Here is a 23,486-nt window from a genome sequence, read left to right as displayed (position 1 = left end):
GGGACGCGGCGGTCAAATGCGTTTGGGAACGCGCCGCGAAAGAAGGGCGAAAAGGAAGACGGCGAGAATCCGGGCGGCTACTCGGCGGTCTGCCAGTCCTCTTCGAGTTCCTGCTGTTCGGACCCCTTGCGGCGCTGGCGGAGCTTTCGCGCGGCGGCGACGCCCGCCGCGGTGCCGCCGAGTATCGCCATCCGGCGACCGTACCGTCGGACGCGGCCGCCGCCCGACTGCTGTTCGTCGGACTCGTCGCCGGTCTCTTCGGTCGTCTCGGTCGTCTCGCTCTCACCGGTGGTCTTCTCGGTGCCGATATCGGCGGTCATCTCGCCGGTCTCGGCGGACGATTCGTCTGGAACCGATTCGACCCGCTTTAGCGCGGGTTTCTCGAGGTTGAGTTCTATGAGGGCCATAGTAACGCTCCGTTCGGTCGGGCCGACGACGGCTCGTCGGTCGACTTCACACCCCGATTAACGGGAGTCAGATACTTTGTTATGCTGTCGTTTCCGCGAGGTAGTGAGCGATTACCCCTCGCGCCGGAGCCGCGCGAGGACGAACTCGCGGTCGAGGCTGGCGAGGAAGGGTCCGAGCTTCGGGCCCTCGTCGTCGTCGAAAAAGAGCCGATAGCCCACCGAGAAGAACTCCCCGATAGCGATGTCGTGGCGCTTTGCGGTCTCGTATATCTCGCCCTGAATCTCCTCGGGGCCGCGGCCCTCGGCCACGAAGTCGGCGAGCTCGTCGAGCGCGGCCTCGGTGTCGGCGTCGAGGTCCACGTCGGGCATCTCGGTCCGCTTCAAGTCGTAGTTGTAGGCGTTGTCGGTCCTGCGCGCCCACTCCTGTGCGCGCTCGACGCGGTCGAGCGCGTACGCGACCGCCCACTCTGGGTCGGCCTCTGCGACGTGGCCCTCCCTGCGCGCGATGTCCTCGCGGAGGTCGGGGTCGTCGGTCATCCCCAGTACCGCCGCGAAGGTGTAGGGGAGCCGGATGCGGTCGGCGAACCGGCCGTCCGCCAGTTCGTTCGCCTGCGCCCGCCGGATGTCGTCGGTGACGGCGACGCTCTCGCGGTCGGGCCCCGAGACGGGGTCGCCGTCCTCGTCGAACCGCGCGGCCACCGTCGGCCGGACGACCGGCGGGTACGCGGCGTCGGCGATTTCGGCCTCGGTCTCGTCGGCCTCGCGTTCGCCGAAGTAGACGCGCTCGAAGCCGTCGAACTCGTCGACGAGCTGGTCGAGGTGCGAGACGTCGAAGTCCCGGGCCTTGCTCGGGTCCTTGGTGAAGAAGTACCGGACGACCTCGGGTTCGAGCATCTCCAGTGTGTCCTGAACCATGATGACGTGGCCCGACGACGACGAGAACGGTTCGCCGTCGAGGGTGAACCACTCGTAGGCCATCGGCACCGGGGGCGTGTCGCCCAGCACGTTCCGGGCCACGTCGCTCCCGCTGGGCCAGGACCCCTCGGCGTGGTCCTTGCCGAAGGGTTCGTGGTCGACGCCGAGCACGCGCCACTGGGCGGGCCACTCGAAGCGCCACGGGAGCTTGCCCTCTCGGAGGGTCGCGCTGCCCTCGTGACCGCACCCCTCGATGGTCCGGTCGCCCGCCTCCATGTCGGTGCAGACGTACTCGACGGTGGTCTCCGCGGGGGTCTCGCCGAGGTTCACCGCGGTCACGGTCTCGGTTATCTTACCGCACTCCTCGCAGACGGGGTTGAAGGGGACGTACTCCTCGTCGACCTTGTCCTGATATTCGGCGAGGACCTCGCGGGCGGTCTCGCGGTTTTCGAGCAGGTAGTGAGTAACGTCTTCCAGTTCGCCCGACTCGTAGAGGTCGGTGTTCGAGATCATCTCGACCGGGATGCCCAGAAGCTCGGCGCTGCGCTCGATGAGGTTCGAGAAGTGCTCGCCGTACGAGTCACAGCATCCGAAGGGGTCGGGAATCGCGGTGTAGGGCTTGCCGAGGTTCCGGCCCAAGGCTCCGGCGTTCACCTCGCCCAAATCGACGACGTTACCGTCGAGGTCGGCCAGCTTCCGGGGGAGCTTTCGGAGGGGGTCGCGGTCGTCGGCGGTGAACACCTGCCGGACCTCCCGGCCCCGGTCGCGCAGGGCCTCGGCGACGAAGTAGCCCCGGACGATCTCGTTCATGTTGCCGAGGTGCGGGACCCCGGAGGGCGAGATGCCGCCCTTGATGACGATGGGGTCGTCGGGGTCGCGGTCCAGAATCCTCTCGGCGACCGACTCGGCCCAGAACGGGTGGGGCTGGGGTCCCTGAAGGACGTACGGGTCGTCGTCGGGGTGGAGTTCGGGGGCGTCGGTCATCGCTCGTCGGTCGCCCAGTAGGTCATCTGGTCGTCGGTGCCCTCGGGGATGATGTCGGTGCCATCGTGCTCGCCGAACCGGACCGCGTCGGCGATGCGCTCGGGCTCGGTGCCGTCGAGGACGATGGTGCGCACGCCCGACCGCTCGATGAGCTTCGCGGCGAGCAGGTCGACGGGCGCGGAGCTCCCCGCGTTCATCTCGATGCCCGCGATGACGTCGACGAGTTCGCTCGCGGTGATCTCGTCGTACTTCCGGGCGTCGTCGGTCTCGTTGGGGTCGTCGCTGAACACGCCGGGGACGCTGGTGGCGTAGACCAGCAGGTCGGCGTTGGTGTACTCCGCCAGCGCCGCGCTCACGGCGTCGGTGGTCTGGCCGGGCGTCACGCCGCCCATGACCGCGATGTCTCCCCGGTGCATCGCCGCGCCCGCCGACTCGTAGTCCTCGGGCGGGCTCGGGGCGGCCCCCTCGCCGAGCGCGGCGATGAGCAGGCGGGCGTTCAGCCGGGTCACGTCGATGCCGATGTCGTCGAGTTCGATCTCGTTCGCGCCCAGTTCGCGCGCCGTGCCGATGTACTCCCGGGCGACTCCCCCGCCGCCCACGACCGTTCCGACCGTACAGCCCTCGGCGTCGAGGTCCTCGATGACCTCGGCGTGGTCGCGCACTCGTTCGGAGCCGAGGTCCGGGGCGAGGACGCTCCCGCCGATGGAGACGACTACTTTCATGTTGTCGCGCTATTGCCCGGTCGCGGCCTTAAGGATTGCCAACTTCGGGGAGGGTCGCTTGCCGACACGTTCACACGGACCGTCGCCGGGCGAACTTCACACTCCCCGTCGCCGCGCGAACCGTCCACCCGGCGCGCGCTGGCGCGGTCTCGCTGTTTGAGGCCGCGCCAAGGCGCGCGAGGGACGAGTATCGCAGGCGACGAGTGAAACGAGTCGCCGAGAAACGCAGTCGGTTGGGGAGGCGTGTGGCTCGCGGTCGCGGTGCGGTCTCATAGGTACCGGGAGTAGCTAGCTTCACTGCGCCGTCTCGGAGACTTCGACCGAACCGACTCACACCCTTCCACCGAAGGCTACAAGCGCAGCCCGACCATCGTATCGACCATGTACGTGCTGGGCGTCGTCGGACCCGAACGCGAGACGCGAGCGGTCGCCGACGAACTGGCCGACCACTTCGGCGCGGACGGCCGGGTCGCACTCGTCGAGCGCGACTCGACCGACACCGACGAAGCCGACGGCTCCGGGGCAGACGTGACGTACCGACTCTCCGAGCAGGGCTGGACCGCCTCGGGGCGCGACCGGGACCTCCCGGACCTCCTCGACGACCTCGCGCCCGAGTACGACTACGCGCTCCTCGCGAACTATCCGGACGCCGCTGTCCCCGCGGTCGTCGTCGGCGACCCCGAGACCGACCCCGCGGGCGAGACCTTGCTCGAAGTCGAGGACGCAGACGCGCTCGACCCCGCCGAGGTCGCTACGAAGCTGGCGGCCACCGAACCCCACGAGACCCTCGAATCGCTGGTCGCCCAGACCAAGCGCTCCGAGGACGCGCCCTACTCGGGTGCCATCGCCACCTTCACCGGCCGGGTGCGCGCGAAGGAGGACCCCGACGACGAGCCGACCCAATTCCTCGAATTCGAGAAGTACGATGGCGTCGCCGAAGAGCGGATGGACGCCATCCGCGCGGAACTGGAGGAGCGCGAGGGCGTCTTCGAGGTGCTACTGCACCACCGGACCGGGGTCGTCGAGTACGGCGAGGACATCGTCTTCGTGGTGGTGCTGGCGGGCCACCGCGAGGAGGCCTTCCGAACGGTCGAGGACGGCATCAATCGCCTCAAGGACGAGGTGCCCCTGTTCAAGAAGGAGGTCACGACCGACGAGCAGTTCTGGGTCCACGAGCGGTCCTGACCCCCGAATCGGCGAATCCGTGTCAGCTTCTCGCAAGACGTTGGAGCCAACACGGACAGAGGCGGAACAAAACCACAGGACCGGTTTTAAACTATCTAAGCGCCGCAGAAAACGTCGTAAAACGTTACTTTTACCCCATTTTCGGGTTTCGTGTCGGCTCCAGAAGGTGAATATTCGGAAAACGACACTAACCGTCTCCCCTTTATAACACCCCCCGTCTCCAAAGAGGGAACGAAGCATGAGCGCAACGACGAAGCCCTCCGAAACCCCCGAACCGCAGTCGAAGGAACAGCGCCTCCAGCAGTTCCTCCGCCGGAAGGCCGACGACGGGGAGATGTACTTCAAGAGCAAGTTCATCGCAGACGAGGTCGGCCTCTCGGCCAAGGAGATCGGCGCGCTGATGGTGAAGCTCAAAGAGTCGGCCGCCGACCTCGAGATCGAGAAGTGGTCGTACACGAGCGCGACCACCTGGCGCGTCTCGCCCGCGTAAGAAGTCCCCGCCCGCTCCGAATCGAGCCCCGAACCGAATCGCGCGCTTCGCGTCCGATTGGTCCCCTTTCGGACGTTTCCCTTCTCGAACCGCTCCGCGAGCGACCCGAACGGGTCGCCGCCTTCGACAGGTTTGTAGTCCACCCGCGACACGTTCCGGTCGTGTCACTCGTCTCGGCGCTGACCACGGCCATCCTGCCGGTCCTCTCGGTCGCCGCGGTGGGCTTCCTCCTCGGACGGGTCCGGGACGTCGACGTGGACGCGCTCGGGACGATAACAATCTACGTCCTCACCCCGGCGCTCGTCTTCTACAGCCTCGCGACCTCGTCGCTGTCGGGCGGGCTCGCGGCGAGGCTCGTCGCCGGAGTCGCCGGGTTCACGCTCGCCATGGTGGCGCTCTCGGAGGGGGTGGGCCGCCTGCTCGGCGAGACCGAGCCCGTCTTGGGGTCGCTGGTCCTCTCGTCGTCGTTCCCGAACGCGGGCAACTACGGCATCCCGCTGGCGGCGTTCGCGTTCGGCGCGGTGGGTCGCTCGACCGCGGTCCTGTTCATCGCGGTCCAGTCGGTGCTGATGTACACCGTCGGGGTGTACCTCGCCTCCCGCGGCGAGGAGATCACCACGCGCGCGGCCGTCACGGAGGTGTTCAAGCTCCCGCTGGTGTACGCCGTCCTCGCGGCGGGGCTGGCCCGGTGGTTTGGGGTCGTGCCCCCGACCGACATCGCCGCGATGGAGACCCTGCGGCTCGTCGGCGATTCGGCCATCCCCGTGATGCTGCTGACCCTCGGCATCCAGCTCGCGAACACCCGCCACGGCGCGTCGCTCTCGCGGGTCGCGGTCTCGAACGGGCTGAAGCTCGTGGTCGCGCCGGTGGTCGCGGTCGGGGTCGCGCTCGCGGTCGGACTCCCCGAGGACCCCACGGTCGCGCGCGTGTTCGTCCTCGAATGCGCGATGCCCGCGGCGGTCACGCCGCTCATCCTCTCCATCGAGTACGACGAGGGCGCGGAGGGGCTGACCGGGCCCGAGTACATCAGCACCGCCATCTTCGCCAGCACGCTCGCCAGCGTGGTCACGCTCACCACCCTCATCGCGGTGTTGCAGGCGGAACTGGTCGTGTGAGTCCCGCGGGGCCGCGCGAGCGGCCCCGCGGGTGCCGGACCGTCGCCCCGCACTCGCCGGACCGCCCCAGTACGCACGACCCGCCCGCGTCCGGGGGTTTATCAACGCCGACGACGTACTGTCAGCCGAATGGGTTCGAGCGACCCGCCAGTCGACGGTCCGGCGCTGGAGCGACTCCGCTCGGTCTTCCGGGTGTACGAGACCCGCCACGACGGCGAGCAACTGGTGTACTACGGCGAGCCGCTGGTACCCCGGGACCGGCTCATGGAGGCTGTGTGGCCGCTGTTCCGCGAACACGGCTACGAAGTCCAGTTGACCACCAAGACCGGCGAGTACGTCCTCGTGGCCGAACCCGCCGAGACCGGCGTCGACGGAATTCCGTGGACGAACGTCGTCCTCCTGCTCCTGACGGTGGTCTCGACGCTGTACGCCGGGAGCGCGTGGTACCACATCGACGTGGCCGCCGACCCGCTCGCGATGCTCGAAGCGTGGCCCTTCGCGGCCGCGGTGCTGGGCGTGCTGGCCACCCACGAACTCGGCCACTACGTGATGACCCGGTACCACGGCGTCGACGCGACCCTGCCGTACTTCATCCCGATGCCCTCGCTCATCGGGACGATGGGCGCGGTCATCCGGATGAAGGGCCAGATGCCCGACCGCGAAGCCCTCTTCGACATCGGGGTCGCCGGGCCGATTGCGGGACTGGTGGCGACAGTCGTCGTGACCGCCATCGGACTCGCGATGGACCCGGTCGAGGTGTCTCAGGCGACCCTCGACAGCGCCAACACCATCGAGGTCGAGTTCGGCTACCCGCCCCTGCTGGAGTTCATCGCGTGGGCGGTGGGCCAACCCACCACCTACGCCGACCCCGCGAAGGCGATCAATCCGGTCGTCATCGGTGGGTGGGTCGGGATGTTCATCACCTTCCTCAACCTCATCCCGGTCGGCCAGCTCGACGGCGGCCACATCGTCCGCGCGATGCTCGGCGAGCAACAGGAACGGGTCGCCGCGCTCGTCCCGGTCGCGCTGTTCGCGCTCGCGGCCTACGTCTTCTACGTCGAGCAGGTCAGCAACGCCTCGGTGCTGTGGGTGTTCTGGGGCCTGCTGGCGACGTGGGTCGCCTACGTCGGTCCAGCGCGGCCCATCGACGACGAGGGACTCGACGCCAAGCGGAAGCTGGTGGGCGTCCTGACGTTCGTGGTCGGCGCGCTGTGTTTCACGCCGGTCCCCATCGAGATAATCGCGTGACCGCTTTCTCCGAGTTCTGTCACCCGGTTCACGGCCGTCTCAGATTGCTCGGTGGGAAGTTCTACCGGAAATCGGCTGGTGAATCAACCGCCGTGGATCGGCTGACGAACCGTTCCAACGGGGCGGGACTGAAAGGGGCCGCCCGGTCGCGTGCAGTTTAGTCGCCTCAGCGACCTCTATCCGGAGCGAACGAAGTGAGCGGAGGATATGTCGCTGAGCGACCGCGAGCGGGCGGGGGCTTTCGAAGTCGTCTGTTTGATTTGGATGTCGCTTTTCTCTGCGGATTCCCTAGGTTTATACTGTAAGCGTTGTAAGTCTGTGTTGTACTTACAGCGATGGGGACTGCCGTGGAGCTAAAACGCCTCGACACCGGGCATGAAACTCGCTGTGAGTGAAATTCCCACAGAACCATGGTTGGAACCCAAAACCAGACCCACGCCACATGGAGCGCGATTCTCAATCTTCGAGGCAAGGAGGATGCGAATGTCAGCTGACAAACGCATCCCCACCACCGAAGAAACATGGAGACAGTTGCACGCTCTAAAGGAACCGGGACAGACATTCGACGAACTCCTGGCGGAGCTGATTCAGGAGCATCGAGAACGTCGGCTCGCCGAGCGAGCGCGCGAGGTCCGCGACGCGGACCGGGAGGAGCTGACGAGTCTCGATGAGCTACGAGGTGCTTCTGAGTGAAGAAGCGGAGGGCTTCTTCACCGACCTCGACGAGAAGAGCCAGCGAATCTGCGCGGAGACGCTCGGCCACCTCGAAGAGAACCCGTATCCGGATCGCGGACAGGGCGACAAGAAGAAGCTGAAGGCCCAAGACGAGGAGATATATCGGATACACGTCGGTCGGACGTACACGGCGTTCTACGTCGTCCTCGAAGACGAGGGCGAAGTGCGCGTGACCGACCTGATGACCATCGAGGAAGCCCACAAAGAGTACGGCCGGTAGCGCGGATGCGACAGGGATTTTCGGCGAAGTTCCGACTGTCAGCGCCCGCTATTTACCGTGCGTGAACCCCCGGTCCGGCAACGCCTCGCCGTCCATCTCGACGCCCACCTCCGTGACCTCGCCGATGACCGAGATCCGCGTCGGCGACGCCTGGCGGGCCGCCGGAACGTCATCCTCAGACACGGTGAACACCAGTTCGAAGTCCTCGCCGAAGAACGTCGAGAGCTCGCGCACCTCGGCCCCGTCGTCGGCCACCTCGCGGACCACCTCGTCCACCGGGACCGCCTCGGACTCGACCGCGAAGCCGCAGTCGCTCGCTTCGGCGAGCTGGTGGAGCGAGCGCGCGAGGCCGTCGCTCGAATCCATCATCGCGGTGGCGTGGGGCGCGACTGCGCGCCCCGCGGAAACCCGGGGTTCGAACCGGAACAGCTCGTTCGCGCGCTCGATTTCTCCCCGCGAGAACAGCCGAATCGCGGCGGCGCTCCGGCCGAGCGTGCCCGTGACGCAGACGCGCTCGCCCGGGCTCGCGCCCGACCGGAGAACGGGGTCGTCGGTCCGGCCGAGCGCCGTGGTCGCGGTGGTGAACTCCCGGCTCTCGTCCAAGTCGCCGCCGACGTACTCCGCGCCGACCACCTCGCAGGCGTCGCTCGCGCCCGCGACGAAGTCGGCCAGCTCATCGGGGTCGAACGCCGGGGCGGCGTACACCGCGACCGCCGCCGTCGCCTCGGCACCCATCGCGGCCACGTCCGACAGCGACGCCGCGACCGCGCGCCACCCCGCGGTGTACCGGGTCGTCCCGTCGGGGAAGTCGGTCGTCTCGTGGAGCATGTCGGTGGTCAGCACCTGCCCGTCGACGACCGCCGCGTCGTCGCCCGCGGGGGCGAGTCGGTCGGCGAGCAACGACAGTGCGTCCCGCTCGTCCATATCCCGAACTCGACCCCCCGACGTGAAAGCGCTCTGGTATCGTCTGCGTCGCGAGGGGTCGCGGCCGTGCGCGAGTCGAGTATCCGTGGCTTAACGCCGCGTACGCCCGCCGACTTCAAGCCGCGACCGACCGTTCGCGGACGCCATGGACGTAGACGCCGGGGACGCGCGGTCGGTCGCCGTCGGGTTCGCGGCCGGTCTCGCGGTGCTGGTGGGGCTGTACTCGGTGGTCGGTCTCGGCGACGTGGCGGCGGCGCTGTCCCGGGCCGACCCGGTCGTAGTCGCCGGAGTCGGGGTCGTTGCGGTTGGCTGGCTGACCGCGTGGAGCCTCGCGCTCCGGACCGTCCTCGGGGTCATCGCGGTCGAGGTGTCGGTCCGTCAGGCGTTCCTGCTGTTCGCGGGCGCGACCTTCGCCAACAACGTGACCCCGTTCGGACAGGCCGGGGGCGAGCCGTTCAGCGCCCTGCTCGTCTCGCGCTCGACCGGCGTCCCCTACGAGAAGGGGCTGGCGGCGGTCGCGAGCGTGGACACGCTCAACTTCGTGCCGTCGGTCTCGTTCGCGCTGGTCGGGGTCGGCTACTACGCGACCCGGTTCACGGTGGGCGAGCGAGTGGAGTTCGCGGTCCTCGCGCTCGCGGCGCTCGCGCTCGGGATTCCGGCGGCGGCGTACCTCGCGTGGCGGTCACGCGACGGGGTGGCGTCGCTCGCGGTCGGACTCCTCGTTCCCGTGAGTCGCGCGCTCGGGCGAGTCGTCCCGAGTGCCGACACGCCCGACGAGGCGGGAGTTCGCCGCCGAATCGAGGGCTTTTTCGCCGCGCTGGAGCGGGTCGCCGACGACCGCCGCGGATTGGCGGTCGCACTCGCGTTCTCGGCGCTCGGGTGGCTCCTGCTGTCGAGTTCGCTGTGGCTGTCGCTTCTCGCGCTGGGCCACGCCGTCCCGTTCGCGGCCGCGCTGTTCATCGTCCCGCTCGGGAGCGTCGCCGGGGTGACCCCCCTCCCGGGCGGCCTCGGCGGCGTCGAGGCCGCCCTCGTCCTGCTCGTCGTTCCCGTCGCGGGCGTCGACCCCGCGACTGCGGGCGCGGCGGCGGTCATCCACCGCGGGGCGACCTACTGGTTCCCGATACTCCTCGGAGCGAGCGCGACCGCGATGCTTGGCGCGAACGGCGCGCTCGAATCCGCGAGCGACTGACGAACCCGACGCTGCCGCGGCGGTTCGCTAACGATGGGTTTAAACGCCGCGGAACGGAATTCGTGGGTATGACGACGCTCTACGACGTTCCCGCGGACGACCTCAACGACGCGGTCGCCGCGAAGCTCGAGGACCGACTCGACGAACCCGACTGGGCCGAGTACGCCAAGACCGGCGACGGCCGCGAACTCCCGCCCGAGCAGGAGGACTTCTGGGCGCGCCGCGCCGCGAGCATCCTCCGGAAGGTCGCCGTCGACGGCCCGGTCGGCGTCGAGCGCCTCGCCACCGAGTACGGCGGCAAGAAGGGCGGTTCGAACCGCTATCAGGTCGCTCCCGAGCACCGCACCGACGGGAGCCGAAACGTCATCCGGACCATCCTCCAGCAGCTCGAAGACGAGGACCTGGTCGACACCGAGGGGAGCGCGGGCCGCATCGTGACCAGCGACGGTCGCAGTCTCCTCGACGACACCGCTGGCGAGGTCATGGAGGACCTCGACCGGCCGGAGCTCGAACGCTACGCCTGAAACGCGACGCCCGAGATTCCTCGCGCGAGGCCGCCTGCGGCGGCCTCGCGCTCGCCGTTTTCCGTTCGCTCGTACGTCGGGAGAGCCGACGGTCCTTTCGGGCGTGGCTACGAGCCGAACCGGTTTCCGAGCGCTCCGTAATGGTTTTTGGCCGTGCGCGTCAATGAACCAGATAGCCATGAGCGAACAGCCCGACGACGAGCGGCTCGAAGAACTCCGCAAGCAGAAGATGCAGGAGCTTCAGGAGCAGGGCGGCCGGGAGGAAGCCCAGGAACAGGCCCAGCAACAGGCCGACGCCCAGAAGCAGGCCATGCTCCGCCAGCACCTCACCGACGGCGCGCGAAAGCGGCTCAACTCCGTCCGGATGAGCAAGCCCGACTTCGCAGATCAGGTCGAACGGCAGGTCCTCGCGCTCGCCCAAAGCGGCCGAGTCAACGGCAAGATCGACGAGCAGAAGATGAAGGAGCTCCTCCGGGAGCTGAAGCCCGACTCCAAGAGCTTCAACATCCGACGGCGCTGAGATGGACCTCGGTCTGCTCTACAGCGGCGGCAAGGACTCGACGCTCGCGGCGCTCCTGCTCGAAGACTTCTACGACGTGACGCTCGTCACGGCGAGCTTCGGCGTCACCGACTCGTGGGAGTACGCCAGCCGGACCGCCGACGCCACGGGCTTCGACTTCGAGACCGTCGAGCTGGACGACGACGTCGCCGCCGAGGCCGTCGAGAAGATGGTCGAGGACGGCTACCCCCGAAACGGCATCCAGCACGTCCATCTCCACGCGCTCGAAGCCGTCGCCGGGATGGACTTCGACGCGGTCGCCGACGGGACCCGGAGGGACGACCGGGTCCCCTCGGTCTCGCGCGCGCAGGCCCAGAGCCTCGAGGACCGCCACGGCGTCGACTACATCGTCCCGCTGTCGGGGTTCGGCCGGGGGGCGGTCGACGCGCTGGTCGACGAGACGCTCGACGTCCGGACGGGGCCGAGCGAGGAGATTCCGAAGGCCGACTACGAGGACGAACTCCGGGCGCTACTGGCCCGCGAGCACGACGAAAAGGCGGTCGCGAAGGTGTTTCCCGACCACACCCAGACGTACGTCGAGGGGTTCTCGCGCGCCGACGCCGAGTAAAAGGTTTCAAGCGCGCGCTCGCCCAAGGCCCTCGCATGTACGACCGAATCAAGGGATTCCGGGACTTCTATCCGGCGGAGATGGGCGCGCGACGCGAGATGTTCGATGTGCTCGAAGACACCGCGCGCCGGTACGGGTTCCGCGAGATCGGCACCCCCGCGCTCGAACGCACCCAGATGTACGTCGACAAGAGCGGCGAGGAAATCGTCGAGGAACTCTACAGCTTCGAGGACCAGGGTGGTCGCGACGTCGCGCTGACTCCCGAGCTCACGCCGACCGTCGCTCGGATGGTGGTGGCCAAACAGCAGGAGCTCGCCAAGCCAATCAAGTGGTTCTCGACCCGTCCGTTCTGGCGGTACGAGGAACCCCAGAGCGGCCGCAAGCGCGAGTTCTACCAGACGAACGTCGACATCTTCGGCTCGTCGGAACCCGAGGCCGACGCCGAGCTACTGGCGTGCGCTGCCGACGCGCTGACCGGCCTCGGACTGACCAGCGAGGACTTCGAGTTCCGGGTCAGCCACCGCGACATCCTCGGCGGCCTGCTCGAAGCGTTCGACGCCAACGTGGACACCGAGGCGGCGATTCGGGCAGTGGACAAGAGCGAGAAAGTCAGCGACGAGGAGTTCTACGGCCTGCTCACCGACGCCGGACTCTCCTACCAACAGGCCGAGGAGTTCGAGGCACTGCTCGACACGCCCGAGGACGACCTCGACGACCTCGTGGCGTTCGCCGGGACCGACCGCGTCGAGAGCGCGGTCGAGAACCTATCGAACGTGCTGGCGGCGACCGCCGACTTCGGCGCGCGCGAGTTCTGCACGCTCTCGCTGGAGACCGCCCGCGGGCTCGACTACTACACCGGCACCGTCTTCGAGTGCTTCGACTCGACCGGCGAGGTGAACCGCTCGGTCTTCGGCGGCGGGCGCTACGACGACCTCATCGAGGGTTTCGGCGGCCAGCCCACGCCCGCGGTCGGCTTCGCGGTCGGCGACGCCACGCTCACGCTCCTGCTCCAGCGCGCGGGCGTCTGGCCCGACGAGGAGGTGTCGACCGACTACTACGTCCTGCAGGTCGGCGACACCCGCGACGTGGCCGCCGAGGTCACCCGCGACCTTCGCTCGCGCGGCTTCGTCGTCGAGACCGACGTGTCGGGCCGGAGTTTCGGGGCACAGCTCGATTACGCCGATTCAATCAACGCCGAGACGGTCGTCATCGTCGGCGAGCAGGACCTCGCCGACGGGAACGTGACGGTCAAGGACATGGAATCGGGCGACCAGACGCAGGTTCCGGTAGAGGCGTTCCCGCCGGAGGACGTGTCACGGCCGACCTACGAGGATTTCGAGTAGTCAGTACGGCGAGACCCGAACCCCGTCGATTCGCCGGAACTCCGAGACGTTGCGGGTCACGACCCCTGTGCCGTGCTCTAGCGCCGTCGCCGCGATCATCACGTCTATTGCTCCGACCGGATGGCCTTCGGACCGCAGTCGTCGCTGTAGGTGCGCCGCACGACGTGACTCGGCCACGCCGAACGGGATCAGATCGACTCGGTCGAGAATCCCGTCGAACTCGTCGCGCTCCGATTCGTCTCGCAGGCCGCTTCCGACCTCGGTGACCGTCAGTGTCGAGACGCTCGTGGGCGTCGCGGTCTCGACCAGTTCGTCGAGTTTCGCGACCGCCGACTCGTCGTTCGCCATCAGGTCGATGAGAAAACACGAGTCCAGGATCATTCGTGCCGACGCATGTCCTCCTCGACTCGCTCGCGGAAGCGTTCGGTGCGGTCGCGAAGTCGCTCGGCGTCCTCGTCGTCGAGCATCCCCACGAGGTCGTAGAGCGGATGGTCCCCTTCGCGGGACGCCATCAGCCGGTCGATGGCGTCGGAGAAGCTCTCGTCCTCCTGCTTCGAGTCCTTGAGCTTCCGATACACGTCGTCACGGATGCTGATGTTCTTTGTACCCATATGTGGGTATTTACATCCGTGTTCCTATGTTTTTTGTCCTCGTTCGGCTCCGTCTCTCGGTCTCATTTCCCGGGGACGTCGAGTAGTCGCGCGGTTCAATCTTTTTGGTACCGCCTCACGTACCCCCGGACATGCGAGACAGTTCGGTACGGTTCGACAAGAAGACGCTTCTCGCGGTGCTGTCGGTGCTGACGTTCGGCCTGACGGCGTTCTTCGCGGTGGTGGGGCTGGAGTTCCTCGTGCCGACGACCTTCGTCCTCGGGTTCTTCATCGTCGTGCCGCTGGTCGCGTTGCTCGGCGACTCGCTCCCGTTCGTCGAGAGCGGCGGTGGCGACGCTACGGCGGTCGGCGAGACGGCGGCCCGGACCGAGGACGCCCCGCTGAAGGAACTCCGGTCGCGGTACGCGAGAGGCGAGCTATCCGACGAGGAGTTCGAGCGCCGACTCGAACGCCTGCTGGAGACCGAGGAACTCGAACGACACCTCGAATCCGAACTCGACGAGGGAGCGAGGAGAGACCGGACCGTCGAGTACGAGTAGGGCGAACAGACGGCACGAGTGCGGGCCGAACCGCGTGGCGGTTCGGCCCGCGCCGCGAGCGAGGGGGTGTGCCGTACTCCCGCGGGCCCCTCGCGGCGATGGTCAGGTCACGGCCCGGGTTGGTCCCGGCTTCGGATTTAAACGTTCGCAGGGTCGACGCGCGTGACCCGGCGTTAAGTAGCGCGGGTCCCAACGTCGTCGCATGCGCGCCTTCCGGGTCGCCTACGACGGTCGCCCGTTCCACGGCTTCCAGCGCCAGCCCGACGTGCCCACGGTCGAGGGCCGACTCTTCGACGCCCTCGCCGGGCTCGGGGTCGCGGCGGGCAAGCCCGAGGGCTACGCCGCCGCGGGCCGGACCGACGCCGGGGTCTCGGCGGTCGCCCAGACCGTCGCGTTCGAGTGCCCCGACTGGCTGACCCCCGCGGCGCTCAACTCGGAGCTTCCGGCCTCGATCCGGGCGTGGGCCAGCGCCGAGGCACCTCCGGACTTTCACGCGACCCACCACGCCGGGTATCGGGAGTACGTCTATCACCTGTACGCGCCCGACGAAGACTTCGCGCGGGCCGAGGCCGCCCTGTCGCGGCTCTCGGGCGAGAACGACTTCCACAACCTCACGCCAGACGACGAGAACACGGTCAGGTCGTTGGACGGGGAGGTTCGTCGCGACGGCGACTATCTGGTGTTCACCCTGCGGGCGGGCGGGTTCGTCCGCGAGATGGTCCGGCGGGTGGTCTCGCTGGTGCGGGCGGTCGCGACCGGGGACGCGGAGTTCGAGAAGGTGGCACGCGTGCTTGGACCCGAGCGGGTCGAAGGACCCGAGGGCGTGGCCCCCGCCCCGGCGTATCCGCTGGTGCTGGCCGACGTGGGGTATCCGAGACTGGACTTCTCGGTGGACGAAGACGGGGCGGCGAGCGCTCGCGATGCCTTCGAGGAACTGCGCGAGGAGCGCGCGACGGGAGCGCGGGTCGCCGACGAGGTTGTCGGACGACTCCGCGGCTGACGTCCTCCTCGCCGTTCGGCGAGGAGGACGTCAGTCCTATTCTCCGCCTCAATCCCGCTTCTCGGGTCAGTCCCAGCCCTCGGGCCAGATGCCCGCGGCCTTCATCCCCGCCTCGTAATCGTCCGCGCGGAGTTCGGCCGCGACCGCCTCCGGGCTCCGGCGGGGCACCTCGTCGGTCCCCGCGAGTTTGCGGACGAGGAGTGCCGTGAGCATCGCGTGTTCCCGGAGGTTGCGGTCGTCGACCTTGTCGCGGGTGTCGGCGTGAGTGTGACCCCACCCGCGGCCGCGCTCGCCGGAGACGCTGTGAAGCTGGAGCGCGGGCACGCCGCGCTTGAGGAAGGGCCAGTGGTCGCTGAACGGGTGGACGCGGTCGGTGGTGTCGACGGGCTGGTTGGCCTCGTCGGCGACCGCCTCAACGAGGTCTGCCATCGCCTCGGAGCCGTGGGTGTACGCGAGCAGGTCGCGGAACCGGCCCGCGCCGTCGACGTTGACGACGGCGCGGACGTCGTCGAGGTCGAGGCGCTCGGCGAGCGCCTCGGCTCCGAGCAGGCCGATCTCCTCGCAGCCGACGCCAGCGATTCGGACTCTGGTGTCGAGGTCCATCTCCGCGAGCAGGTGGGCCGCGGCGACGACCGTGGTGATGCCACAGCCGTTGTCGAGCGCGCCCTCCGCGATGTCGTGGGCGTCGTGGTGGCCGACCACGACGACCTCCTCGTCGGTGTCGGGACCGAGTTCGGCGACCGCGTTGTGGCTGGTGGCGCGCTCGGTGGTCGCGTCCACCCGCAGCGATGCGGTCGCCCCCCGGTCGGCGTAGTCGGTGAGCCACGCGCCGGTCTCCTTGCTCACGCCGACGCCCGGGACCGCGGCCTGTGCGTCGAACTCCAGCGACCCCGTGGGCGGAAGCTGTCCGGGCTTGTGGTTCCGGAAGACGAACGCCTCAGCGCCCGCAGCGGCGGCGTGACCGAACTTCTCCATCCGATGGACGAACCGCGACCCCTCGGGCGTGGTGGTCGACGCGACGACTATCTTACCCCGGAGGTCGAGTTCGTCGAGTTCCTCCGGCGTGCCGTATCCGGCGTCGACGAGTTCGCCCCGGACCTCGCCGGGCGGCGAGTACGGGAGCGCGATTGTCTCGAACGAGCGCTCGACGGGGTCGGTGACCGCGAGTTCGGCGTCGCCGCGCGACCACCGGCGCATCTCGAACGACTCGACGCCGACGTTCCGAGCGCCTGCGCGCTCGAACCCCTCGACCACGAGGTCGGCGGCCCGGCGCTCGCCGGGGTGGCCGCCCATCCGGTTCTCGATCTCGGTCAGCCGAGTGATGAACTCCCAGGGATAGTCGTCGCGCCACGTCTCGCCGAGCAAGCGGTCGATGTCGCTCATGCCCGAACGTGACCGGCCCGAGTCAAAAAGGTAGCCTCCGGGGCAACCGAGCGCCAGAGCCTCGCCGTTCTCCGCGCTCCCGAACTCGCTTCCGGACGCCGTCCCACCCGTTTCCGGAAGACGGCTCCGAATAGGGAAGGCTTACGGGGTCGGTTTCCCTACGGAATGGTATGAGTTCGGTTCCCGAACGGTCGGATGTCGACCCCGAGTACAAGTGGGACTTGGAGAGCATCTACGAGACCGACGACGACTGGGAAGCTGCCTACGACGAGGTAGAGCAACGTCTCGACGAGCTGACGGCCTACGAGGGCCGACTCACCGAGGACGGCGAGACGCTCCTCTCGGCGCTCGAACTCCGCGACGACATCATGCGGGAGGCCAAGAAAATCATCTCCTACGCCCGGATGCGGAGCGACGAGGACACGGCGAATCAGCACTATCAGGCGCTGAAATCCCGTTCGAGCTCCCTGTCATCGAAGGCAAGCAGCGCCGCGAGTTTTATGGGGCCCGAGATTCAGGAGCTCGACGGCGACGAACTCGACCGGATGCTCGAGTCGACCGACGGGCTCGAGACCTACGACCACTACCTCCACGAGGTGTTGCGGATGGCCGAGCACACCCGGTCGGCCGAGGTCGAGAACGTGCTGGCGGAGCTCGGCGAGGTCACGGGCGCGTCGGGCGACATCTACAACATGCTGTTGAACGCCGACCTCGACTTCCCGACCGTCGAGAAGCCCGACGGCGAGGGCATCGAGATAACCCAGAGCAACTTCACCACGCTCCAGAAGAATCCGGATCGGGAGTTCCGCCGGACCGTCTACGAGGAGTTCTACGACCGGCTCGGTGAGGTCCACAACACCATCGGCACCGCGTACAAGAACAACGTGAAGACCGACGTGAAGCTCGCGCGAATCCACGACTACGACACCGCCCGAGAGGCCGCGATGGACGGGCCGAACGTCCCGGTCGAGGTGTACGACAACCTCGTGGACACCGTTCGCGACAACCTCGACAAGCTCCACCGCCACGCCGACCTCAAGCGCGAGAGCCTGGGAGTCGAGGAGCTCCGGATGTGGGACCTCTACATGCCCATGACCGAGACCGAGACCCCGGACGTGGAGTACGAACGGGCCCGCGAGTACGTCGTGTCGGCGCTGGACGCGCTCGGCGACGACTACCAGAACCGCGTGAAGGAGGGCTTCGAGTCCCGGTGGGTGGACGTGTACGAGACCGCGAACAAGCGGTCGGGCGCGTACAGCAGCGGCACGTACGACACCCAGCCGTTCATCCTGATGAACTGGCAGGACGACATCTCCTCGATGTTCACGCTCGCCCACGAACTGGGCCACTCGCTTCACTCCCAGCTCACCAGCGAGAACCAGCCGTACGTCTACGGGAGCTACGAGATATTCGTCGCGGAGGTCGCCAGCACGGTCAACGAGACCCTGCTGACCCACCACCTGCTCGAAACCGTCGAGGACCCCACCTTCCGGCGACACGTCCTCAACGAGTACCTCGAACGCTTCCGCTCGACGCTCTATCGCCAGACCATGTTCGCCGACTTCGAGCACCGGGCCCACGAGGTCGTCGAGGACGGCGACGCCCTGACCCCCGAGAAGGCCGACGAGATATACGGCGACCTCAAGGCGGAGTTCTACGAGCCCGCGGTCGTCGGCGACCGAATCGCCCGCGAGTGGTCGCGCATCCCTCACTTCTTCAACTACAGCTACTACGTCTACCAGTACAGCACCGGCATGAGTGCGGCGGTCGCGCTCGCCGACCGCATACTGGAGGAGGGCGAACCCGCGGTCGAGGACTACCTCCGGTTCCTCCAGAGCGGCTCGCGGGAGTACCCGCTCGACCTCCTCGAAATCGCGGGCGTCGACATGTCCTCGCCCGAACCCATCCAGCGCGCGCTCGACGTGTACGACGACCACCTCAACGAGATGGCGGCGCTCATCCGGGACTGAGCGATTCCGTCCGGCCCGGACCCAGCGATTTCGTCCGGCCCGGACCCAGCGATTTCGTCCGGCCCGGACCCAGCGATTTCGTCCGGCCCGGACCCAGCGATTTCGTCCGGCCCGGATCCAGCGATTTTGTCCGACGCCCGCGGTCCTGACCGCGGGCGTCGGGACCCCGATTCCGAGTCGGTCTCCAATTCTCAGTTCGCGGGAATGCTGGCTTGCTTTTAACTAACTGGACGAACGTGTTCGAGATATGGAACGCCGACTCCTCGCCCGGTACGAAGACGCGCTGTGGTGGTCGATGGACCGCCTCGGAGTGACCGAATCGGTCGAACGGAAGGTCGTCGCGGCGGTCGCCATCCAGTTCGGCATCTCGGTGGCGCTGGCTCTGCTCCCGCTACTCGTCGGAGGACTCGCGCGAGTCGCGGTCGCGGTCGGACTGCTCGCGGCGTCGGCGGTCGCCTTCTTCAACACCTTCCTCGTCGCCCGCCGGGACCTCGTCGGCCCCATCACGGCGCTCGACCGCGGGGCGGAAGCCATCGCGAGCGGCGACCTCGACGCCCGCCTCCCCGAGGCCGACCAGCACGACGAACTCGGCCGCCTCGTCGAGTCGTTCCGCGACATGCGGGCGTACCTCCGCGTCGTGGCCGACCAGGCCGACGCCCTCTCCAGACAGGAGTTCGACGACCCCGCCCTCGACCGGGAGGTGCCCGGCGAGTTCGGCGCGTCGCTCGACCGGATGGCACGGAGCCTCCGGGCCTACACCCAAGACCTCGAAGCGACCACCGACGAACTCGAATCGATGACCCACGACCTCGAACGCCGCTCGGAGAGCCTCCAGCGGCTCGTGGCGGCGTTCGCCGACGCGACCGAGCGCGCGGAGGGCGGCGACCTGACCGCGACCGTCGAACCCGACGCCGCGGAGAGCGACCTCCACGAGGAGGTCGCCGACAACTACAACGCCCTGCTCGCGACCCTCGCGGGGACGGTGGGCGACCTCGCGGCGTTCGCCGACGAGGTCGCCACCGCGAGCGAGCGCGCCGAGACCGACGCCCGCGAGGTCAGCGAGGCCAGCGACGAGGTCGCCGAAGCCGTCGGCGAGATATCCGAGGGCGCGGCCGAGCAGACCGACCGCCTCGACGAGGTGGTCGCCGAGATGAGCACCCTCTCGGCGACGGTCGAGGAGATTGCGGCGTCGGCCGACGAGGTCGCCGACACCGCGGGCACCGCCACCGACCGGGCCGAATCCGGCCGCGAGGCCGCCCGCGAGGCGGTCGCGGAACTCGACCGGGTGGACGAGGGCATCGACCGCGCGGCCGAGGCGGTCGCCGACCTCGCCGCCGACATCGAGGAGATCGACGAGGTGGCGTCGTTCATCGACGAGGTGGCGACCGAGACCAATCTGCTCGCGCTGAACGCCTCGGTCGAGGCGGCCCGCGCGGGCGAGCGCGGCGACGGCTTCGGCGTGGTCGCCGACGAGGTCAAGAACCTCGCCGAGGAGACCGGCGAGGCCGCCGACGAGATAACCGGCCGCATCGAGTCGATACAGCACCGGTCCGAGGCGACCCTCTCGGACGTCGAGGAGACCCGCGAACAGGTCTCCCGGAGCGTCGAGACCGTCGAGGACGCCCTCCGGGACTTCGAGGACATCGCCGACGTGGTCGGCGACGTGGACGCGAGCGTCCGCGAGATCAGCGACGCGACCGACCAGCAGGCCGAGTCGGCGACCGACGTGGTCGCGATGGTCGAGGAGGTGGCGGCCATCGGCGAGGAGACCGCCGCCGAGGCCCAGACCGCGGCGACGGCGAGCGACCAGCAGGCCCGGTCGCTGTCGGCCATCTCCGAGCGCCTGGAGTCGCTGTCGGCGACCGCCGACGAACTCGACGCCGTCCTCGGGACGTTCACGCTCCCCGACGAGTCCTCCCGGGTCGCCCCGGCCCGGGAACCCGCACAGACCCGCGCCGACTGATCGGCTCCTACCTGCGTTTTCCTCACCCGCCTTCGATACCGACCGAACCGGTCGAAAGGTTTTTTCGCGGTTAAACGGCCGAGACCCAAAGGCACTTTTAAGCCGGTGGCCTATGGGCGAACAGCAAGATGTCGCGCAGTCCACCCGTCCCCGACCAACCCACGCTGGAACTCGACCCCGACATGAGCGAGCGGGAGCGGCTCGCGGCGCTTCGGGACCACTTCGCCGACCTCGTGGACGTGAACGCCACGCTCGAAGAGCGCCTCGACGCCGCCCGCGAACGCCGCGGGCGCCTCCGCGAGGAGGTCGACCGCATCGAGCGCGAGAACGACACGCTCAAGACCACCTCGCTGTACGTCGCGACCGCCGAGGAACTCACCGACGACGGCGTCGTTATCAAACAGCACGGCAACAACCAGGAGGTGCTGACGGAGGTGTCTCCGCGGCTCCGCGAGGAGATAGAGTCGGGCGACCGCGTCGCGGTCAACGACTCCTTTACGGTCCAGACCGTACTGGACGCCGAGACCGACGCCCGCGCGCAGGCGATGGAGGTCGACGAGTCGCCCGACGTCGGTTACGGGGACATCGGCGGCCTCGAAGACCAGCTTCAGGAGGTACGCGAGACCGTCGAACAGCCACTGGAGAACCCCGAGCAGTTCGAGACGGTCGGCATCGAGCCCCCGAGCGGGGTGCTCCTCCACGGCCCGCCCGGCACCGGCAAGACGATGCTGGCGAAGGCGGTCGCCAACCGGACCGACGCCACCTTCATCAAGATGGCGGGGTCCGAGCTCGTCCAGAAGTTCATCGGCGAGGGCGCGAAGCTGGTCCGGGACCTCTTCGAGCTGGCGAGCGAGCGCGAGCCAGCCATCGTCTTCATCGACGAGATAGACGCGGTGGCCGCCAAGCGGACCGACTCGAAGACCTCGGGTGACGCCGAGGTCCAGCGGACGATGATGCAACTGCTCTCGGAGATGGACGGCTTCGAGGACCGCGGGGAGATTCGCATCATCGCCGCCACGAATCGCTTCGACATGCTCGATCAGGCTATCCTCCGGCCCGGTCGCTTCGACCGGCTCATCGAGGTCCCCGAGCCGAGTCAGGAGGCCCGCGAGAAGATACTGGCCATCCACACCCGCGAGATGAACGTCGCCGACGAGGTGGACTTCGAGACGCTCGCGGCCGAGACCGACGGCTACAGCGGCGCGCACATCGAGAGCCTGACGACCGAGGCGGGGATGTTCGCCATCCGCGACGGCCGCACCGAGGTCACTCACGGGGACTTCGAGGACGCCATGGAGAAACTCGACTCCGAGGACGACACCGGTATCGTCACCGAGGGGTCGCTCCCGAGCTACGCGTACTGAGGTCGCGGAGGCCTGTTTTCCGGAGTTCGAGTGTTCGTTTCGGCTCGTGAATCATCTACCGCGCGATAGCCGGTGGGCCAATCTTCAGGGTGGGACTGAAAGGGGCCGTCCGCTCGCGTGCAGTTTAGTCGCCTCAGCGACCCCTATCTGCGCCGATGCGGTGCGTTGCGGTGAGGCGCAGATATGTCGCTGAGCGGCCTCCTCGTGAGCGGAGCGAGCGAGGGCTCGGCGGACGCGGTTTGTCCGCCGGTGGCGAGCGGACGAGGGCTTTCTGGACGGTCGCGGTCAATCACCTCCGGTTCGTCGTGGATGAGAACGTTCCAACTCGGCACGTTCCAATCCCTACGCAGAACGGCGAAGCCGCTCGTGACGACACCAATCCCCGCGACGAAGAGACGAACCGCCGAAGAATCAGTCGTCGTCGACGACGACCTCGACCGGCTGGTCTCGGGGTTCCGCGGCGTCGCCCTGACGCTCGTGCCAGAGGAGCGCGCCAGCGACCGCCAGCACGAGCCACGACCGCCAGTTGGCGAGGTTGAGCGTGTAGCCGACGCCGAACGGTTTCTCGACGAGCATCCCGTCGCCGGGTTTCCAGTACGCCGACAGCATGCGCCCGATGCTCGGACGCTCGAAGTTGTACGGCACGCCGAAGAGGGTTCCGGTGCTGGGTCTGTCTGCCATGTGAGAAAAGTACGTCGGACGGGAATAAAGTGCTTTGGCTGTTCGGACGAGAATCCCTCTACAGACCGGCCATCTATCTTGATTGTATAGTTTGACTTATTTTATAGTAGTTATTCTATGTATATGTGCCGAGAGCCAAGTATCAAGCAAATCTACCATCGATTCACTTCGAGGAAGACGATCTCGCAGACATCGAGGAGTTATTACGGCAGAATGGAGAAAACTCCGAAATTGAATTGAAAATTCACAATGGGCAATTCACGTACGAATACTCGAATACAGACGAAGTCTTAGCCGATAATACCCTCCCCGACTTCGTACACTCATTCGAGTTTACCGCGGAGTCAGACGATGGAAAGATTAAAATTACAGCAGATGAGGACGAAAATGAAATTAAACTCTGGATAAGTGGCAAGCAAGGTTGGGTGAGACGGAAACAGAGTCAGATTGAGGACTACTTCGACCACCGGGGTGACAAAATACGAACATTCGTAGAGAAGCGGCTTGCGATAACTGTAATCGGCCTCAGTGTCGGGGTCGGATTGATAGCTATAGGTACCGGGTGGGGGACTCACTTTAATGTCGATGAGTCTGGTGACGTGTTCGTCATGGGTTTTGGTGGTCTGATACTCAGTGCGATACTAAAGAGCATTATCGACTATCTTCATCCGTATACGCTCATACGGCTATCGAACAAGAAGTTGCATCCCTATCTGTGGAAGGGTCTACGATGGGCAACGATACTTGCGTCGCTTTTGACAATTTTTGTGGTTGGTGGACAAATCGTCCCGGTCTAAGCAATTAAAGCAACAAGAGGCTGGTCGGTATCGTATCGGTGCAACCAGAT

At 67.3% G+C, this 23,486-nt stretch carries 25 protein-coding genes; 17 read left to right on the top strand and 8 right to left on the bottom strand.

From position 1 onward, the window contains the following. Positions 1-77 precede the first annotated feature (77 nt). The 3 genes from NGM10_RS10675 to pyrH form a co-directional block, all read right to left on the bottom strand. Positions 78-407: a hypothetical protein gene (locus NGM10_RS10675; protein ID WP_253478439.1), complete on the bottom strand. Its 330-nt coding sequence runs from the start codon at positions 405-407 to the stop codon at positions 78-80. A gap of 111 nt (positions 408-518) precedes the next feature. Continuing rightward, the gene (gene lysS / locus NGM10_RS10670; protein WP_253478436.1) at positions 519-2,306 is read right to left on the bottom strand and encodes a lysine--tRNA ligase; all 1,788 of its coding nucleotides are present in this window, start codon (positions 2,304-2,306) and stop codon (positions 519-521) included. Further along, entirely contained in the window at positions 2,303-3,028 is a 726-nt protein-coding gene (gene pyrH, locus NGM10_RS10665; RefSeq protein ID WP_253478434.1) for a UMP kinase, read from the bottom strand. Before pyrH ends, lysS begins: the two co-directional genes overlap by 4 nt. A gap of 381 nt (positions 3,029-3,409) precedes the next feature. On the opposite strand from pyrH, the gene NGM10_RS10660 reads away from it, so the two are divergent. From NGM10_RS10660 to NGM10_RS10635, 6 genes are all read left to right on the top strand, one after another. Continuing rightward, positions 3,410-4,213 (top strand): molybdopterin synthase, encoded by an 804-nt coding sequence (locus NGM10_RS10660; protein WP_253478432.1) that lies wholly within the window; start codon positions 3,410-3,412, stop codon positions 4,211-4,213. A gap of 238 nt (positions 4,214-4,451) precedes the next feature. Beyond that, on the top strand, positions 4,452-4,703 hold the full coding sequence (locus tag NGM10_RS10655) for a DUF7123 family protein (protein ID WP_253478430.1): 252 nt from the start codon (positions 4,452-4,454) through the stop codon (positions 4,701-4,703). A 161-nt stretch (positions 4,704-4,864) separates the two neighbouring features. Next, positions 4,865-5,818, top strand: coding sequence for an AEC family transporter (locus NGM10_RS10650; protein WP_253478428.1), 954 nt, complete (start codon positions 4,865-4,867; stop codon positions 5,816-5,818). A gap of 129 nt (positions 5,819-5,947) precedes the next feature. Further along, positions 5,948-7,066 carry a site-2 protease family protein gene (locus NGM10_RS10645; RefSeq protein WP_253478426.1) on the top strand — a complete coding sequence of 373 codons (1,119 nt, stop codon included), beginning with the start codon at positions 5,948-5,950 and terminating at the stop codon, positions 7,064-7,066. Positions 7,067-7,549: 483 nt separating this feature from the next. Continuing rightward, positions 7,550-7,759 (top strand): hypothetical protein, encoded by a 210-nt coding sequence (locus NGM10_RS10640; RefSeq protein WP_253478424.1) that lies wholly within the window; start codon positions 7,550-7,552, stop codon positions 7,757-7,759. Beyond that, a complete protein-coding gene (locus tag NGM10_RS10635; protein ID WP_253478422.1) occupies positions 7,734-8,021 on the top strand; it encodes a type II toxin-antitoxin system RelE family toxin in 288 nt (95 codons plus the stop codon). Before NGM10_RS10640 ends, NGM10_RS10635 begins: the two co-directional genes overlap by 26 nt. A gap of 48 nt (positions 8,022-8,069) precedes the next feature. Here NGM10_RS10635 and thiL read toward each other — a convergent pair whose 3' ends face one another. Beyond that, positions 8,070-8,945 (bottom strand): thiamine-phosphate kinase, encoded by an 876-nt coding sequence (thiL, locus tag NGM10_RS10630; RefSeq protein ID WP_253478419.1) that lies wholly within the window; start codon positions 8,943-8,945, stop codon positions 8,070-8,072. 145 nt (positions 8,946-9,090) lie between these two features. On the opposite strand from thiL, the gene NGM10_RS10625 reads away from it, so the two are divergent. The 5 genes from NGM10_RS10625 to hisS all read left to right on the top strand — a co-directional run bounded on the left by NGM10_RS10625 (position 9,091) and on the right by hisS (position 13,128). Next, a complete protein-coding gene (locus tag NGM10_RS10625; RefSeq protein ID WP_253478416.1) occupies positions 9,091-10,134 on the top strand; it encodes a lysylphosphatidylglycerol synthase transmembrane domain-containing protein in 1,044 nt (347 codons plus the stop codon). A 68-nt stretch (positions 10,135-10,202) separates the two neighbouring features. Further along, positions 10,203-10,658: a 30S ribosomal protein S19e gene (locus NGM10_RS10620; RefSeq protein ID WP_253478413.1), complete on the top strand. Its 456-nt coding sequence runs from the start codon at positions 10,203-10,205 to the stop codon at positions 10,656-10,658. 178 nt (positions 10,659-10,836) lie between these two features. Beyond that, a complete protein-coding gene (locus NGM10_RS10615) occupies positions 10,837-11,178 on the top strand; it encodes a DNA-binding protein (protein WP_253478410.1) in 342 nt (113 codons plus the stop codon). A gap of 1 nt (position 11,179) precedes the next feature. Continuing rightward, the gene (locus NGM10_RS10610) at positions 11,180-11,785 is read left to right on the top strand and encodes a DUF7411 family protein (protein ID WP_253478407.1); all 606 of its coding nucleotides are present in this window, start codon (positions 11,180-11,182) and stop codon (positions 11,783-11,785) included. A 35-nt stretch (positions 11,786-11,820) separates the two neighbouring features. Further along, a complete protein-coding gene (gene hisS / locus NGM10_RS10605; protein ID WP_253478404.1) occupies positions 11,821-13,128 on the top strand; it encodes a histidine--tRNA ligase in 1,308 nt (435 codons plus the stop codon). On the opposite strand, the gene NGM10_RS10600 is transcribed toward hisS, so the two are convergent. Continuing rightward, complete coding sequence (locus NGM10_RS10600) at positions 13,129-13,509, bottom strand: PIN domain-containing protein (protein ID WP_253478401.1); 381 nt, start codon at positions 13,507-13,509, stop codon at positions 13,129-13,131. Beyond that, a complete protein-coding gene (locus NGM10_RS10595) occupies positions 13,506-13,739 on the bottom strand; it encodes an antitoxin VapB family protein (RefSeq protein ID WP_253478398.1) in 234 nt (77 codons plus the stop codon). Before NGM10_RS10595 ends, NGM10_RS10600 begins: the two co-directional genes overlap by 4 nt. Positions 13,740-13,870: 131 nt before the next feature. Here NGM10_RS10595 and NGM10_RS10590 point away from each other — a divergent pair, with 131 nt between their 5' ends. Together NGM10_RS10590 and truA are read left to right on the top strand one after the other, a co-directional pair. Continuing rightward, positions 13,871-14,278: an SHOCT domain-containing protein gene (locus NGM10_RS10590; protein ID WP_253478395.1), complete on the top strand. Its 408-nt coding sequence runs from the start codon at positions 13,871-13,873 to the stop codon at positions 14,276-14,278. Between the two features lie 202 nt (positions 14,279-14,480). Continuing rightward, entirely contained in the window at positions 14,481-15,278 is a 798-nt protein-coding gene (gene truA / locus NGM10_RS10585; protein ID WP_253478392.1) for a tRNA pseudouridine(38-40) synthase TruA, read from the top strand. A gap of 66 nt (positions 15,279-15,344) precedes the next feature. On the opposite strand, the gene NGM10_RS10580 is transcribed toward truA, so the two are convergent. Beyond that, positions 15,345-16,661, bottom strand: a complete 1,317-nt coding sequence (locus tag NGM10_RS10580; RefSeq protein ID WP_253478389.1) for a M28 family metallopeptidase — start codon at positions 16,659-16,661, stop codon at positions 15,345-15,347. 170 nt (positions 16,662-16,831) lie between these two features. On the opposite strand from NGM10_RS10580, the gene pepF reads away from it, so the two are divergent. The 3 genes from pepF (at position 16,832) to pan2 (ending at position 21,958) form a co-directional block, all read left to right on the top strand. Continuing rightward, positions 16,832-18,631: an oligoendopeptidase F gene (gene pepF, locus NGM10_RS10575; protein ID WP_253478386.1), complete on the top strand. Its 1,800-nt coding sequence runs from the start codon at positions 16,832-16,834 to the stop codon at positions 18,629-18,631. A 247-nt stretch (positions 18,632-18,878) separates the two neighbouring features. Beyond that, the gene (locus tag NGM10_RS10570) at positions 18,879-20,594 is read left to right on the top strand and encodes a methyl-accepting chemotaxis protein (RefSeq protein ID WP_253478382.1); all 1,716 of its coding nucleotides are present in this window, start codon (positions 18,879-18,881) and stop codon (positions 20,592-20,594) included. Between the two features lie 128 nt (positions 20,595-20,722). After that, a complete protein-coding gene (gene pan2 / locus NGM10_RS10565) occupies positions 20,723-21,958 on the top strand; it encodes a proteasome-activating nucleotidase Pan2 (RefSeq protein ID WP_253478379.1) in 1,236 nt (411 codons plus the stop codon). Positions 21,959-22,369: 411 nt separating this feature from the next. On the opposite strand, the gene NGM10_RS10560 is transcribed toward pan2, so the two are convergent. Beyond that, positions 22,370-22,639, bottom strand: coding sequence for a DUF5808 domain-containing protein (locus NGM10_RS10560; protein ID WP_253478376.1), 270 nt, complete (start codon positions 22,637-22,639; stop codon positions 22,370-22,372). 125 nt (positions 22,640-22,764) lie between these two features. Here NGM10_RS10560 and NGM10_RS10555 point away from each other — a divergent pair, with 125 nt between their 5' ends. Then, positions 22,765-23,436: a hypothetical protein gene (locus tag NGM10_RS10555; protein WP_253478373.1), complete on the top strand. Its 672-nt coding sequence runs from the start codon at positions 22,765-22,767 to the stop codon at positions 23,434-23,436. Positions 23,437-23,486 lie beyond the last annotated feature (50 nt).

Source organism: Halorussus salilacus, from assembly GCF_024138125.1.
GTDB lineage: Archaea > Halobacteriota > Halobacteria > Halobacteriales > Haladaptataceae > Halorussus > Halorussus salilacus.
The sequence above is the reverse complement of the archived record's forward strand: the minus strand, read 5'-3'. Positions and strand labels throughout refer to the sequence as shown.

Coding starts and splice junctions, on each gene's coding strand:
- NGM10_RS10675 (WP_253478439.1), bottom strand. CDS start 407: ATGGCCCTCATAGAACTCAACCTCGAGAAACCCGCGCTAAAGCGGGTC.
- lysS (WP_253478436.1), bottom strand. CDS start 2,306: ATGACCGACGCCCCCGAACTCCACCCCGACGACGACCCGTACGTCCTT.
- pyrH (WP_253478434.1), bottom strand. CDS start 3,028: ATGAAAGTAGTCGTCTCCATCGGCGGGAGCGTCCTCGCCCCGGACCTC.
- NGM10_RS10660 (WP_253478432.1), top strand. CDS start 3,410: ATGTACGTGCTGGGCGTCGTCGGACCCGAACGCGAGACGCGAGCGGTC.
- NGM10_RS10655 (WP_253478430.1), top strand. CDS start 4,452: ATGAGCGCAACGACGAAGCCCTCCGAAACCCCCGAACCGCAGTCGAAG.
- NGM10_RS10645 (WP_253478426.1), top strand. CDS start 5,948: ATGGGTTCGAGCGACCCGCCAGTCGACGGTCCGGCGCTGGAGCGACTC.
- NGM10_RS10640 (WP_253478424.1), top strand. CDS start 7,550: ATGTCAGCTGACAAACGCATCCCCACCACCGAAGAAACATGGAGACAG.
- NGM10_RS10635 (WP_253478422.1), top strand. CDS start 7,734: ATGAGCTACGAGGTGCTTCTGAGTGAAGAAGCGGAGGGCTTCTTCACC.
- thiL (WP_253478419.1), bottom strand. CDS start 8,945: ATGGACGAGCGGGACGCACTGTCGTTGCTCGCCGACCGACTCGCCCCC.
- NGM10_RS10625 (WP_253478416.1), top strand. CDS start 9,091: ATGGACGTAGACGCCGGGGACGCGCGGTCGGTCGCCGTCGGGTTCGCG.
- NGM10_RS10620 (WP_253478413.1), top strand. CDS start 10,203: ATGACGACGCTCTACGACGTTCCCGCGGACGACCTCAACGACGCGGTC.
- NGM10_RS10615 (WP_253478410.1), top strand. CDS start 10,837: ATGAGCGAACAGCCCGACGACGAGCGGCTCGAAGAACTCCGCAAGCAG.
- NGM10_RS10610 (WP_253478407.1), top strand. CDS start 11,180: ATGGACCTCGGTCTGCTCTACAGCGGCGGCAAGGACTCGACGCTCGCG.
- hisS (WP_253478404.1), top strand. CDS start 11,821: ATGTACGACCGAATCAAGGGATTCCGGGACTTCTATCCGGCGGAGATG.
- NGM10_RS10600 (WP_253478401.1), bottom strand. CDS start 13,509: ATGATCCTGGACTCGTGTTTTCTCATCGACCTGATGGCGAACGACGAG.
- NGM10_RS10595 (WP_253478398.1), bottom strand. CDS start 13,739: ATGGGTACAAAGAACATCAGCATCCGTGACGACGTGTATCGGAAGCTC.
- NGM10_RS10590 (WP_253478395.1), top strand. CDS start 13,871: ATGCGAGACAGTTCGGTACGGTTCGACAAGAAGACGCTTCTCGCGGTG.
- truA (WP_253478392.1), top strand. CDS start 14,481: ATGCGCGCCTTCCGGGTCGCCTACGACGGTCGCCCGTTCCACGGCTTC.
- NGM10_RS10580 (WP_253478389.1), bottom strand. CDS start 16,661: ATGAGCGACATCGACCGCTTGCTCGGCGAGACGTGGCGCGACGACTAT.
- pepF (WP_253478386.1), top strand. CDS start 16,832: ATGAGTTCGGTTCCCGAACGGTCGGATGTCGACCCCGAGTACAAGTGG.
- NGM10_RS10570 (WP_253478382.1), top strand. CDS start 18,879: ATGGAACGCCGACTCCTCGCCCGGTACGAAGACGCGCTGTGGTGGTCG.
- pan2 (WP_253478379.1), top strand. CDS start 20,723: ATGTCGCGCAGTCCACCCGTCCCCGACCAACCCACGCTGGAACTCGAC.
- NGM10_RS10560 (WP_253478376.1), bottom strand. CDS start 22,639: ATGGCAGACAGACCCAGCACCGGAACCCTCTTCGGCGTGCCGTACAAC.